The sequence below is a fragment of the Aporhodopirellula sallentina SM41 genome, assembly GCF_000346505.1.
In the GTDB taxonomy this organism is placed as follows: Bacteria; Planctomycetota; Planctomycetia; order Pirellulales; family Pirellulaceae; genus Rhodopirellula; species Rhodopirellula sallentina.
This window is the reverse complement of record NZ_ANOH01000003.1, coordinates 55782-70040: the sequence shown is the minus strand read 5'-3', so window position 1 is coordinate 70040 and position 14259 is coordinate 55782. Positions and strand designations below refer to the sequence as shown.

The 14259-nt window shown below is 55.2% G+C and carries 11 protein-coding genes; 3 read left to right on the top strand and 8 right to left on the bottom strand.

Annotated features, from left to right (window positions below; all coding sequences use genetic code 11):
- Positions 1 to 1431: Xaa-Pro dipeptidyl-peptidase (locus RSSM_RS00325; protein WP_044300324.1), on the top strand; the 1431-nt coding region annotated here is incomplete at its 5' end.
- 108 nt (positions 1432 to 1539) lie between these two features.
- Here RSSM_RS00325 and RSSM_RS00320 read toward each other — a convergent pair.
- The 4 genes from RSSM_RS00320 to RSSM_RS00305 form a co-directional block, all read right to left on the bottom strand.
- Positions 1540 to 2226, bottom strand: coding sequence for a hypothetical protein (locus RSSM_RS00320; protein ID WP_236620845.1), 687 nt, complete (start codon positions 2224 to 2226; stop codon positions 1540 to 1542).
- A gap of 48 nt (positions 2227 to 2274) precedes the next feature.
- Positions 2275 to 3177, bottom strand: a complete 903-nt coding sequence (locus RSSM_RS00315; RefSeq protein ID WP_236620844.1) for a hypothetical protein — start codon at positions 3175 to 3177, stop codon at positions 2275 to 2277.
- Between the two features lie 217 nt (positions 3178 to 3394).
- Complete coding sequence (locus RSSM_RS00310) at positions 3395 to 4345, bottom strand: diguanylate cyclase (RefSeq protein WP_008673128.1); 951 nt, start codon at positions 4343 to 4345, stop codon at positions 3395 to 3397.
- Positions 4346 to 4533: 188 nt separating this feature from the next.
- Positions 4534 to 6978 carry a protein kinase domain-containing protein gene (locus tag RSSM_RS00305; RefSeq protein WP_008673126.1) on the bottom strand — a complete coding sequence of 815 codons (2445 nt, stop codon included), beginning with the start codon at positions 6976 to 6978 and terminating at the stop codon, positions 4534 to 4536.
- 312 nt (positions 6979 to 7290) lie between these two features.
- Between RSSM_RS00305 and RSSM_RS00300 the strand changes: the two genes are divergently transcribed.
- The gene (locus RSSM_RS00300; RefSeq protein WP_008673122.1) at positions 7291 to 8046 is read left to right on the top strand and encodes an SDR family NAD(P)-dependent oxidoreductase; all 756 of its coding nucleotides are present in this window, start codon (positions 7291 to 7293) and stop codon (positions 8044 to 8046) included.
- A gap of 337 nt (positions 8047 to 8383) precedes the next feature.
- Here RSSM_RS00300 and RSSM_RS00290 read toward each other — a convergent pair whose 3' ends face one another.
- The 4 genes from RSSM_RS00290 to RSSM_RS00275 are packed head-to-tail and all read right to left on the bottom strand — an operon-like array spanning position 8384 to position 11391.
- Positions 8384 to 8563: a hypothetical protein gene (locus tag RSSM_RS00290; RefSeq protein WP_008673120.1), complete on the bottom strand. Its 180-nt coding sequence runs from the start codon at positions 8561 to 8563 to the stop codon at positions 8384 to 8386.
- A 4-nt stretch (positions 8564 to 8567) separates the two neighbouring features.
- Complete coding sequence (locus RSSM_RS00285; RefSeq protein WP_008673119.1) at positions 8568 to 9908, bottom strand: hypothetical protein; 1341 nt, start codon at positions 9906 to 9908, stop codon at positions 8568 to 8570.
- Between the two features lie 17 nt (positions 9909 to 9925).
- Positions 9926 to 10345, bottom strand: coding sequence for a hypothetical protein (locus RSSM_RS00280; RefSeq protein ID WP_008673118.1), 420 nt, complete (start codon positions 10343 to 10345; stop codon positions 9926 to 9928).
- A complete protein-coding gene (locus RSSM_RS00275; RefSeq protein WP_044300321.1) occupies positions 10333 to 11391 on the bottom strand; it encodes a DUF1559 family PulG-like putative transporter in 1059 nt (352 codons plus the stop codon). Before RSSM_RS00275 ends, RSSM_RS00280 begins: the two co-directional genes overlap by 13 nt.
- A gap of 1098 nt (positions 11392 to 12489) precedes the next feature.
- Here RSSM_RS00275 and RSSM_RS00265 point away from each other — a divergent pair.
- A complete protein-coding gene (locus RSSM_RS00265; RefSeq protein WP_044300341.1) occupies positions 12490 to 14172 on the top strand; it encodes an arylsulfatase in 1683 nt (560 codons plus the stop codon).
- The last annotated feature ends 87 nt before the right edge of the window (positions 14173 to 14259 follow it).

Here is a 14259-nt window from a genome sequence, read left to right as displayed (position 1 = left end):
TTATACTCGAAACGACACATCAACGATTGGCTTCCACGTGGATTCATCGTCGTTCATTCGAGTGCACCGGGCACGGGCCTGTCTCAAGGTTGTCCCACCGTCGGTGATGATTCAGAAGCCCTCGCCCCCAAAGCTGTGATTGATTGGTTGTGCGGACGCGGCAAAGGATTTACCGAGCCTGTGGGCGGTGAACCTGTCGAAGCCTACTGGTCATCAGGCAAGGTCGGCATGACCGGCACCAGCTACAACGGCACGATCCCACTCGCCGCGGCAACGACCGGAGTGGAAGGTTTGGAAGTGATCATTCCTGTGGCACCCAACACCTCGTACTACCACTACTACCGATCCAATGGGCTGGTCCGTCATCCCGGCGGATACCTCGGTGAAGACATTGATATCCTGTACGACTTCATCCACAGCGGTGGCAACGAAGAGACTCAGGCCTATTGCGATTGCCACGTGCGCGACGAATTGATGATAGCCAATCAAGATCGTGCGACCGGCGACTACAACGACTTCTGGCAGTCTCGCGATTACCTGCATCGGGTCGGTGGCGTCAAAGCGGCAGTGTTGATGGCGCACGCGTTCAACGATTGGAACGTTGTTCCCGAGCACAGCATTCGCATCTACCAGGCTCTGAAGAAAAACGGCGTTCAAACGCAACTGTTCATGCATCAAGGCGGCCACGGCGGCCCGCCTCCGATCAGCATGATGAACCGATGGTTCACTCACTATCTGTATGGTGAAGACAACGGAGTTGAAAACGATTCGAAGTCTTGGATTGTTCGAGAAGGTGACGAACGAACCAACCCAACGGAATACCCTGAATACCCACACCCATGGGCAAAAGACGTTGTGGTCTACCCCGTGTCCGGTGCTCCGCAAAAAGGTGGCTTGCAACTGACACCGATCGACGAACCTAGCACGGAAACTCTCGTCGATAACTTTTCATTCTCCGGTGAAGCACTCGCACAGGCCGAATACACCGAACATCGACTGATCTATGCCACGCCTGAGTTGAGTGAAGCGGTTCATCTCTCGGGGACCCCACGAGTCAAACTGCGGATCGCTTGCGATCGTCCTGCTGCGAACCTGAGCGTCTGGTTGGTCTCACTGCCTTGGAACACAAACAAGCACTCCAAGATTACCGACAACATCATCACCCGCGGGTGGGCCGACCCGCAAAACATCGAATCGATGCGAGAGAGCAAACCGTTGGTTCCGGGCGAGTTCTATGATGTGGAGTTCGACCTCCAACCCGACGATCAAGTGATCCCCAAAGGACAGCAGATCGCACTCATGGTCTTTTCGAGCGATCGCGACTACACGCTGCATCCAACCCCAGGCACGAAGCTCACATTGGACCTCCAACAAACGCAGCTCACCCTGCCGGTGGTCGGAGGAACGATGAAATTCAAACCGGAAGACTGATTTTCGTCGTCATCGGTTGAATGCATGACCGTGGCGTTGTCGTTGCAAGGAACGTCGCTGCAACTACCTCAACGTTCAACGACCTTAGCCCGGCACTCTACCACGTAGTCACTTCGACATGATTGCGATCGACATCCCGTAGTACCAGGAATCGGCGTCGCGGCCTTCGGTGGTAACAAGATACCTTCCGAAGCCGCTGATTCGGACTCTCGGTGTCCACCAAAAGTGGATGCCGGTTTCAGGGTAGATCGCCATCAGTGCGCCGTCGAATGATTCCTCTTCCTCGCCCCACTCATCAACGTCACCGTCGTCATCATTGTCGCGGTTGTCGTCATCGGCGGGTTCGGATTTGCTCGACGCTCCTGCGAATAGGCCCCAACCAACAAACGGGGCGAGTCTGGTAGGCGTTTGAAAACGCATTCCTAATTCACCACCGAGAAAGTAATCGTCTTCGTTCGCAGCAGCGATGAACCCCATCCGATTGGCCATGAAGGAAGTCCCATACCCGGCATAGCCCAACTCGAGACTTCCCATCGGGTTGGACGATTGACCGAATGCCGTTAAGCCACCGGATAAATAGGCACCTGACGAGTCTTTGAGGAAACGTGCGTCGGCAGCCTGTTTGATCTTGCCCGGCACATTGGTCTTCTCTGCTCCGACAGAATACTTTTCGGCGTATTCGGGATCATCCATCGCCCAGCGTGACTTGGTCAGGCCCGACGGTAGCTGTGCTTGCGCGGGCGTCGCCGAAAAACCGATCGCAACTACGATAACCCACCAAAACAATCTGCTCACTCCACCCGAGCGGTGCGTTTCACGGCGAGAGCGTAGTAGCGTTATCACTTAGAACTTCCATCCTGCTTGGAAAAACAGGGCATCGTCCAAATCGATTTCGACGTCCTGACGTTCATACTCGATGCTTCGATTGAATGCGTATCCACCTTCAACGAGTAGCCCTCGGTTCCCTTTGCGGAGCACTTCATAGCCGAACAACAGTCGCAGATCGCCGATTGTCAATTCATCATGAGATCCGTCATCTCGAGACACCGCCCAGGTATTCCCACCGAGTTGTCCTCCGATGAACGCCCAAGCTTCAGCAACCCCGCCGTCTTTCCACAATCGATAGCTGAGCCTCGGACGCGGCATCGTCAGATCGAGTTTGCACCATGGCCTCGGCGTCCACGTTGCCCCGACGACAGGCAAAACGCTCAGGTCGGAGCGATCGAAATACACTGCTCCTAGAGCCACATTCCAACGTGGTGAGATCTGCCAATTGACCATCCCAAGCCCGAACAAACGAAACGCGTTTTCACCGGTGCTGAAGTCACTGCGCACCGAAGGCGTCAACAACACCGTCGTTGAGCAACGCTCGGACCATTCCTTTCGCTGCAGCAAAGTCACCCCAGTGCTGTAAAGCGTCTCCGGGACATCAATCTCGGTCGGGCCGTCTACGAAATCGAACCGAAAGAAGGGGCTCACTGCGAGAATGTTCTTCAAACTGCCCAGCGGCACACCGACAGAAATACGCGACTCGAAGAACGTTTGATTCAAACCACCGGCACGATCCCCGAGGCCGAAAACATGCCCCGCAGAAACCTCGCTTCCCTGGTAGAACCCTCTCCGAAACCGCTCCACGGGAACCTCGAGCGACAGTCTCGGAATTGCCGCGGCGTACTCGTCCTCGACAATCATCTCTCCGGGGCCATACCAATCCAATCCGTCATTGCCGGACGAATTGACTGTCACCTGTTGAGCATGAACGCGTGAAACATCGCTCGGTGAAACTGCAAGTGCCACAAACGCAAAGTACGAAGCGATCGCGCAGCACCGAAACGAAGCAAATATGCCCGTTTCGTTTTTCGATAATTGCTGCACAATCATTCATCCCGGTTTGCGTCTTAGCAAACCGCAACGGTTCATCGCAATTGATCAGAACGAAGAGAACGATACCCCGGGCAACGACTCAGCAGACGACCTGATTTCGACCATTGTGTTTGGCCTCATAAAGTCGCTCGTCGGCCACCTTGAGCAGCTCAGCCGGCTTCATCGCTTGCTCGCCGTCGTAGCACGCAACTCCGAAACTGGCCGAAATTGCGAGCGGTCCGACTGCGGTGTCGAACGGTTCTTCCGCGATCGCGGACCGACAACGTTCGGCGATTTCAAGGGCTTCGTCACGATCGGTCGATGCGAGCAGCAGCGAAAACTCTTCGCCGCCGTAGCGAGCCAAGAGGTCATCCTCACGACACGTTTCCAGCAATCGCCTGCCGAACTCACGCAAGACTTCGTCGCCCACCAAATGCCCGTGCGTGTCGTTGACGCTCTTGAAAAAATCAATATCCATCATCACAACGGCGAGTGTTTGAGAACGCCGCAGAGATCGCGCCATCTCACGCTGCATCGACTCGAGCAAATACCGCTTGTTCATCGTCCCGGTCAACGCGTCGCGGGTCAACGACAGATAAACTGTCTCGTAATACTGTGATTCGACACTGCCCGCAGATAGATATTTGAAAATAAAACTGCCGATCGAGATAATGTCGTTCGAACGGAGCAACTGTTGCCCGTTGATCGGTGTCCCGTTGAGAAGCGTTCCGTTCGTACTTCCCAAATCATGGAGAGTATACCCTTTGCCCGCCGGAACCAATTCCACATGCCGGCGCGACACGCTGACGTCATCCAGTATCAAATCACACACGATGTCTCGGCCAATCGTCAGCGACCCTTGTTCTAACAGTAACATTCCGTCGATCACGTCAACGGGGTAGATCTGCACCAGACACGATTCGTTCCCAACCGCATCGTCAGGAGTTCGAAAATCCTGTCGGTGCATGGTGGCTTCCGCTTCCGATTCGACCATCAAATGTCGAGGCGGGGGAACCGTCGGATGAACGTTGGTGTTGATAAGATCGGGCATGAATAGTTCGCAACGAGATGGTCAGGTCTGCAGACTCGCGCAGAACGAGTCGAATTGCTGAAAACTAGGTCACATTAGGTGCCGCGCAACTCGAACGTTATCAAAGTGATCTCGGATCAAACGCCTCGAGTTCAAAGCATCCAAAAATGATGGTTGTAACGTTTTTATAGAAACACAGACCGGATTAATTATTCCTCTGCGTTTTCGTTCGCGATCAGTTCCCGCAGACTTCTCTCGGCGTCCACCAACTGCCGTCGGTAGTGATCGTCAACGTTCGCCATGGACCTGACTTGGTTCAATTCCTCAATCGCGTTGCGGTATTCAGAGCGAGCCTGCCGCGTGTTCTGCGTGCGCGCCAATGCATCGGCCATCTGCAGCCTCGCTTGGGCGAGGGTTTGCCGCGTATCAATCCGGTGTGGTGCCGCAGCGATCTGTTCATTCAGGCGATCCAACAACTGTTTCCAAACTTGAACAGCTTCCTCGTGACGTCCGGCACTTTGTAGTTTGACAGCCTGATCGACAGCGATCGTCGTGACGAGACGTTCGTCGCCTAGGCTTCCACGCACCCTTCTCAACCAGTCCGCCCATCGATAGGCGGCCTCAAGATGTCCGATGGAGTCTGAATGATCCATGCCTGTCCCATGAACACGCACAATCGTGAAATGCAGTCGAGCGAGCGAGGAAACAAGGTCGAACACGCGAGGTGGAAAGCGTTGTTCCCCCATCGCGTTCGTGGATTTCAAACCATAGCCGTCCAACAACGCCGCAACGCCATGCCGGTGTCTGTCGAACGCATCGAGTTCGATTGCCCAATTGGCTCCGCTATCAACCAGACGTTCCCCAATCCAGATATTGGCTCTTTGCAACGTTCGTTCCTCCACGGAGTCTTGATCGATATCAGCGATCTCGTCCAACGCCTCGAGCGTCGCCCTCGCGGATTCATAGTGCGTTTGTGCCGGTCGGTGAGTTCCGCTCAATCGATACAGGTCGCCGATCCGCAGATGCAGTTTGGAACGTTCGACGCATCGTCGACACAGCATGATCGCAGATACGTTTGCATCACTCCAATGTGATAACTCGTTCTCTTCACGCTCCAGAAGAGCTTCGTAGTGTTCGATCGCTTGCGTGATCAATTGATTGCGAATCGGCGTCAAGACCGGGTAGAACTCCATCGAACCGGTCAGATCGATGAGCCAACCGTCTGCTGCCACACGGCTCTCTCCGAGCAATTGCAACGACTCATGATGAGCCGTCTCTGTTGCGAGCCGAGCGGCGCGTTCTTCGTCGTGTGCCTGGTGAATGAAATACCCAAAGATGGTCGCCGCAACTAGCAACAGCAACGTGGTCGCGGCGATGCAAAGTGCGATCGTTCGGTGCCGCCGACACCAACGGCTCGCGAGATCCAACCAATTCTCGTGATCGGCGTGGACTGCGTCTCCGGCGAGATAGCGATGGACATCTTCCGCCAACGATTCGGCGGTTTCGTATCGATCAGTCGGCGACAGCGCCATCGCTTTCTCGCAAATCGCAGACAACGCGCGAGGCACATCACGTCGCACCTGTTTTGCAGGCACCCATTCACCCGTTCGTACCCGTTTCAGCACGGTATCAACATCGAGGCCTTTGAACGGATGCCGTCCTACTAAAATCTCATACAGCATCACCCCGAGCGAATAGACATCGGATGTCTGCGTCAGCGAATCGGTGTTTCCCAACGCTTGCTCGGGGGACATATATGCAGGTGTCCCAATGATTGAACCTGCTGATGTGTGGTCCGATTGCGAATCATCGAATGCTTCGTCGGCACAGTGTGTTGCTCGATCCAATTCGCACTCAATCGCTGTCTCATCACGAACGGTAGAATCGTCGCGGAGACGCTTTGCCAACCCCCAGTCGACGATGATCGTTTCGCCAAACGCGCCAACCATCACGTTGGCAGGTTTGAGGTCTCGATGCAGAACACCTCGGTTGTGGGCATAGGCCACCGCATTGCAAATATCGATGAAACGTTCGAGCAATGGCAGAATCGCCTCGGACAATTGTTGATGCCCATGATCCTGATGCGCCGTGAGACTGTGATCGAGTTCAGCGTCTCCAGTGGTCGCCGAATGGCTCCGTTGAGATTCATGTACTTGGCGGATCAAGTAATGAAACGGTTTCCCATCGAGAAGTTTCATCACGTAATACGCGTTCCCGTTATCGTCCTCACTCAGCTCGTGAACCGGAACGATCCCGGGATGTTGCAGTTGGCTGGTGACGACGGCTTCATGCAAGAACCGACCACGCACTCCGTCCGACGGGTTGGCTGGCCCACTGATTCGCTTGATCGCAACGGGACGTTGGAGGTGACCGTCGATGGCACTTTGAACAACCCCCCATCCTCCTCGTCCGAGTTCGCCAACAACTTGATACCGAGATGCAGAGTCTCGCGGCAGTTCCTCCGGTGAACCTTCCGAAGAGGTCGAGGGTTTTGAGGTTGTTGCAATCTCGCTGGATCGCTGTCGGCGAACTGCCCGAGCACTGGATCGTCCTTTCCGCCGTGACCTTTTCGATTCACTCGACTGATCTTCTGACAATGGACCGACAACACGCGTATGCTCTGACGACGACGAGTTGGCTTGATCGTGTGACATAACCGAATGAGGCGTTTTTCGATGGGGGTGACTCAGCGCGCAGCAGCCAGCGCGGTTCTTGGCAACTAAAACTAGGTTGCCGCTGAAGTGCGCGCCGGGTCGAATCTGTCATTTTGGCCCCCTCACAACCCGTGCGATCGAAGCGGCCGCGACGAACGTTCCAACCAGAACCTCCGATCCAAACACCGACGACCACGACTGCAGCGTGACGTTTGCTTGCGACGCCCGGCGATTTGGCTTGTAATGCCGCTTCTGAAACTCATTCATTTGCCCCTCTCTATCCAACCCCTCTCTATTCAACCGGACCTCCACATGAATTCTTCGAATCGCCCCATTGCTTTGGTTACCGGAGCAGCCACCGGAGTGGGAAAAGCCTGCGCGATTCAGTTCGCAAAGCTCGGATATGGCGTCATCGTGAACTATTCGCGCAGCGAAGCCGAGGCAAAACAAACGGCGAAAGAAATCGAATCACTCAACATCCCTTTGATGTTGTGTCAAGCCGATGTTTCGGACGAAAAACAAGTCCTGTCGATGTTAAACCAGATCGAAAATGAACATGGTCGCCTCGACTGTTTGGTCAACAATGCGGCTACCACCGAGTTCATTGAACACGCAAATCTTGAGGCGATGAATGAAGATGCCTGGGACCGGATATTAGGCGTCAATCTTAAAGGGCCTTGGTTCGTTACCCGAGCCGCCGCGAAATTGCTGGCCGACGGTGAGGGTGGCAGTGTCGTCAACGTCAGCTCAGTCGCCGGCTTCACCGGTGCCGGTTCGTGCATCGCCTACTGCGCCAGCAAAGGGGGCCTCAATACGATGACCAAATCGCTCGCCCGGGCCCTCGGTCCGAAAATCCGAGTGAATGCGGTTTGCCCAGGGCCGATCGACAGCAGATGGATTCGCGAGGGAAACCCGAACTGGGATCTCGACGAAATGGTTGCCAACTATCCCATACCGCAACCATCGCAACCGGATGACATTGCCGACGCGGTCCTGTTCTTTGCAACAGGCACCAAACTTACCACCGGCCAACTGCTCGCGGTTGACGGGGGCCAAATGCTGACGTGACTCGCCCGTAGATAGACGCCCTTCTCTCCATTCTCCTCACTGCTATTGGTCACGATGAAACGCAAACTTCAAATCACCCCAAAATTCAATTTACTCCTGGTGCTTTTTTCAGCCGCATACGGCATCTTCCGATTTGCTTTATCGGATGCGGCGGCGGACGTTCCACTGCAAGGAATCATTCTCACATCGTTACTAGATTTCGTCCGCTTCGTTATTGTGATGTTTGTGACGAGTTGGTTTGCAAGGGAGATTTGGAATCGACTCATCGCGGATATCTTCGACGTACGCATGGTCGCATATCAAGAAGCGATCACGTTTGTCGTTGCTCTGAGTTTATTCACGTCTTGATACGGACCGTCCGACGAAAACGCCGCAGCCGAGTCGACTGCGGCATTCCCGTGAACTTGGAATCGATCCGAAAACTCATCAGCCGATCGGCGTTAGCCGCGGTACGCAGATAGGCACTTCCTATCTCGGTCTGTCGACTCGGCAACGAGAACGCCAAAGACCGAATCATTCGCTCAGTCGGAAATCGAAAGTAGTGCCGTGGGTGTTCCGGTGCAGTCGAATTTTCCGGCCACGCTTTGGTCGCGAAGTGAAATCACCCAAATGCTCGAGTCACCGGGATTCGTAATCGCCATTTGACGACCACGTGGCAGGAAGACTGCGTCGTGGTGACCAAAATGACCTTCGATTTGACTGCGTCCCACCGCGATCGGCTCGCCCGCAACCGCATCTGAAAAGCTGCCGTTGCGATCAGGATCGAGATTGACGACATAGAGTCGATCGTTCTCAGGAGCATCCTTGGACTCGGCAAAGCACAACGCAATCGGACTGCCGTCGATGCCTTTTCCGACGATCGGAGTGAGCATCGATTGTCCCTCGTCCATCTGCAGCGACAACGACTCGATCGTCGGTTCGCTCTTCGAAGCATCGACGAAACACAGTCGAGACTGCTCGCCTTTACCGCTCGAGAACACCACATAGCTACCGACATTCTGGAACGCGCCGGTGCGCAGCGGGTTGTCTTCCTCGTCAGTACCGATCGGTAAATGATGAACGACAACCGAGTCCGGATGCCGGTTCACGTCGAGATCCGCCTCAACCCAGCAGATACCGTCGGCCGGTGCTAAGAAGACCTTGCCCGAATTGTAGGTCGCACCGTGCAGGCCGCCCGATGGGCAATGAACGTGGTAACGCTTTCCGGCCCAGTTGCCCAACCCGACCACGTCGACACGTCCCGCGTTTTCACCTTCACGATCGATCCACGTGCTGTAGGCAACTCTCCCCTCCGCCACGGCCAACGTGATATGATTCCCGCCCCCCTCGAAAAAGCTGCCGGACGCTTCGGGAGACTCCGCCTCACGAATCGATTTTGCCGTCAACATAGTAAATCCGTTCTTCTGGTCGTTCGCCATCACAAACGCGTTGTCGTAGCGATAGACGTGTGCCGGATTCCCTTGGGACGCATCGACGCGTGTCGTGTGAATCGACGGAGCGGACGTGAAACGCCAGTGGTAGTGGTCGCCATGCGTTTCCTGGAAGGCACCGGATTCGATCGCCACCCAACCGCTGCCGATCTCACCACCCGCTTCATCGCGAACGCCGACAACAATCAAACCTTCATCGGTTTGCATTTGAACTAGTGATTGATCATCAACATCGAGAGCCGGAAAGCCCTCGACTTCGTGTTCTGCGAGTGCGTACCCTTCGCTCGTCTTCTGCAGGTCGCCCCACATCATCTTGGCATTCTGATGGTCTTGCCAAAACAAACGCGCGACCGTGCGGCCCTGAGCATGAAGGCTCGTTCCTCCCAATAGCGTGGCGACCGCCAACAGCGTGCAATGGAATCGTACTAACATAATTATTGTTCCTGATTTCAGTTTGTAGGTGAGAGCAATTGAACGGCACGTTTGGGCAGTTCAATGATTTGATTGGGTGATTGCGAGAAAGGTTTCAGCCGCAGCGAGTCGCAGAATTTGCCGACCACCTTCCTATCCAAGATCCATCCGCCATCGCTGAGAGATTCCATCGCGATGACGTATTCCGCAGGTTCGGGCTCAGGCATTTCCTTGAACCGGGCTACGCCGAGACGGTCAGAGATTGCGTGAGTCAACGCCGGTCCGTCCGCGGTCTGCTTCAACATGATTTGCACATTGGCTAACGGCTCGCTTTCGTAGACGACCTGCACCGATGCGGTCGGATTGGCGGATTCCGTGTGCGAAGCAGCCTCGCATCCAAATGTGACGATCGCACAAGCCGTCGTGAGCCAGAGCGACGTCTGTTTTACTGAGGCCACTGCACAACCTCCTTCCCGTCGCGAGAGAACAAGGCGTGATACGTGTCCTGGTCAATGGAATCGGTAATGAAGTGAACGCTGCCATCGAGCATCGCATGCATCGAACCACCGGTGTGATACGAGCGAGACGAATAAAACCCGCGTCCATGCATCCCCACATCAGGTATGGACGCGTTGGGGGTCATGTAACCATTGATCACCGTCGCATAAGGCACGCCGCGAATCCAACTCGCTCCGCGATTTCCTGTGTAGGAACTGATCTTCGACGGGAACAGCGTTTTCAGATCGGGGTTTGAAATCAAGGTTCCCCCATCGAGAAAACCCGGGTTTGGAGCGACATTCCCAGACGTGCCGCTCCAGTTCGCGATTCGGCGGTGCGGTCCGCTCGGTGTCGCTTCCGTCATGCCGCTGGTTTGGTCACCCAGGACCGTTTCGGCGAGCAGCACGGTCTGGCTCGTACCGTCCAAACAGTCGCGGAACTTCGCCCATGAATCGGTCCACACCATCCCGTCGGTGCGATATCGATCGTCGTAGTGAGTATCGGTGCCACTGCCGTAGCTGAACATGTAGCTCAGACCCGCAGAGTAGCCATCCGACGAATCCGCGAACGTTGTTGAGAACTGAGGATCACCAACATCGCTCGGGCAGAGAAATGTAGGAACAATCGTTTCAATAGCGTCTCGGAGTTCGGTGTTGTACTGGGCCGCCCACGGAGGCCCAACAAGCAACGGTTGTTCGAAATTGATCAGCTCACTGAGCCCAGCCTGTTCGATGTATGGCAAGACGCGAGCTTGGACTGAAAAGCTGCTCGATCCGGTCATCGCCGGAATCACACGAAAAGTGTTTTCGTAGTTGTGGGTCGCGAGCGCGATTTGCTTCATTCGATTGCTGCATGACATCCGACGAGCCGCTTCGCGAGCAGACTGAACGGCGGGCAGCAGTAGACCGACGAGAATCCCAATGATGGCAATCACCACCAGGAGCTCGATCAGTGTAAACGCGGGCTTGGGTCGTCCGCGGTGTATTGGAAAAAATGGTTTGTTCATATTTTTGTTGTCGCAAGAGACTGCGTAGGAAGAATGAAAGAGCTCCGCGCGGCGCGCGCATCGATCAACACAGGTTGGTCGGACCGGGCGTCGAACAACCGCACACGCGCACGCGGAGCAAGATGGTAAAAGCGATACCGATGAGCCGATTGATGCTGGATCAGACTACGCGTCCGACTGCAAACACGCGGGCGTTTGGGCGGACTCACCATGAGCCCGACCAACGCAACGCCTGCGATCAGTCGGCGCGCACCGCGAGCGTGTTAACAAACGCGTTCGCGAGAACCAAACAGCAACGAATCAGAGAGAGATCGCAGGCGGGCCGCGAAGAGGCGGCAGAATGCAGGACGACTCTACGTCAGCGGACACGCATCGCGGAATTTCCGCTGCGACAACGCGTGTGCATTCAACGAAGCCGTCATTGGTGTGTTGCAATCCATTCGGACTGGCCAGCGACTGGCAGATCCAACACGTGTGAGAGTCATGTTGCGAAGAGTTATCGCGCGATTGCAAGGAAGGGTCAGACGGCGCTTCGCTCTCGCATTCAGACTGATGCGGCCCCGCACAGGAATGGCAATGATCGCACGCAGAACTTTGGTGCGAAACATGCCGGTGAGCAGAGGCATCGAAGGGCGAAACGGCATCGCGATGCCCAGGGTGCCCACAGACGGATTGACCGCAGGTAGCATGGTGACACGTAGCAACGTGCAACCAAGCAGGGGCATGCCCCAATGCCAGCGTTACGCTGAGCAAGAATGTCGTTAGTGGACGGATCGAAGGAACCACAAATCGCCCAGACGGGAAACGGTTTCGAGAGGGAGTTCAGGTCCGACCAAAGACTGAGCCCGCCATACGCGAGGCACAGCCAAACAGTTCGCGATCGGATCAAAAATATTTGCAGTCGGCGTCAACGGCACGACACATTCTTGGTGACCATGGAAATAGACTATCGTGGCAGGACAACACGTTCGCGACTATCCCACACATTCCAGAACTTTTGCAATTGTTCATTGGCACCTCCCCATGCAAAACCTGAGACACCTCTTACCTCCCCGCCGATTGACAACCGCATTCATACGAACTTTCATCGTGCTGTTCATGATTGGGATGTCAATTGTTTTCACGTGCGACAATTCCCACGCGGCTGAGGATGAACGACCGAACATCATCTACATCCTCTCGGACGATATGGGCTATTCGGACATTGGTTGCTACGGCAGCGAAATCGAGACCCCGGTGCTGGATTCGCTCGCGGAAAACGGGATTCGGTTTACTCAGTTCTACAACACCGCGAGATGCTGCCCGACGAGAGCGAGCCTGCTGACGGGGTTATATCCGCACCAGGCCGGCGTCGGACACATGATGGAAGATCGAGGCCACGACGGCTATCGCGGGCAACTCAATCGCCGCTGCGTGACGATCGCGGAAGTGTTGCAGACGGCTGGCTACCGGACGTACATGTCGGGTAAATGGCATGTGACACCTTTCCAACCGAAATCTCCTGATGCGGACAAATCGAATTGGCCCCGACAGCGAGGCTTTGACCGGTTCTACGGGACCATCCATGGAGCAGGTAGTTTCTGGGATCCGAATTCGCTCACTCGGGAAAACACACGCATCTCACCGGTTACCGATCCTGAGTATCCGATCGAATCACAGGTTGACGGAAAGTTCTACTACACCGACGCGATCACCGATCACGCCACACGTTTCATCCGAGAACATCAAGAAGGCTCTTCCGATGAACCGTTCTTTCTCTACGTGGCGTACACGGCTGCGCACTGGCCGATGCATGCACGCGAACGTGACATTGCGAAGTACGAGGGACGCTACGACGCAGGTTACGATGCGATTCGAAACGCTCGCTATCAACGGATGATTGACCTCGGGGTAATCGATGCGGAGGCGACCGTGAATTGGCCGATTCCGGACAAATGGAAAACGCAAAAGCATTGGGAATGGGACAAACGCAACATGGAAGTGTATGCGGCGATGATCGATTCGATGGACCAAGGGATCGGAAAGATTGTTGATTCGCTCAAATCAACAGGGCAGTACGACAACACGTTGATCTGTTTCTTGCAAGACAACGGCGGATGCGCCGAAACGCTAGGACGCAGCAGCAAACACAACGTCGAAAACACAAATCAAACTTTCGATCCCCTGCCGAGCGACCATTTGCAAATGGATATGGTTCCCAAACAAACCCGTGACGGTCGGCCTGTGCGAGGCGGCCCGGAGGCAATGGCTGGTCCGGAGGACACCTATGTTGCCTACGGAAGAGGATGGGCAACGGTGTCCAACACTCCGTTTCGCGAATACAAACACTGGGTGCACGAGGGTGGCATCTCGACTCCGTTGATCGCACACTGGCCTCGCGGGATTGCTCGTCACGGTGAGATCGAACCGACGCCGGGACATTTGGTTGACCTGATGGCGACCGCTGTCGATTTGTCGGGGGCTGAATACCCCAAAACTTTTCACGATGGCAATTCGATTCATCCGATGGAAGGGCAAAGTTTGCGTCCTCTTTTCGAGGGGAACACGATCCAGCGAGAAGCGATCTACTGGGAACATGAAGGGAACCGGGCAATACGCGTTGGCGACTACAAACTGGTGGCCAAAGGCGGGAAGGGGCTCTGGGAGTTGTATGACTTGGCCAAAGATCGCAGTGAACAAAACGACCTAAGCCAGCAAATGCCAGAAATGGTCGAAAAGCTCGCCGCGATGTGGCAGGAGTACGCCGAACGAGCGTTCGTGGTGCCGGGGATGAGAAAATAGCGAACTTCGGGTTCATCTTGCGACCGCTGGGCCGGTTCCGGTAGTTTTGGGATCGGTCCTCTTCGCGTCGTTTGCGAAGCCGATTAC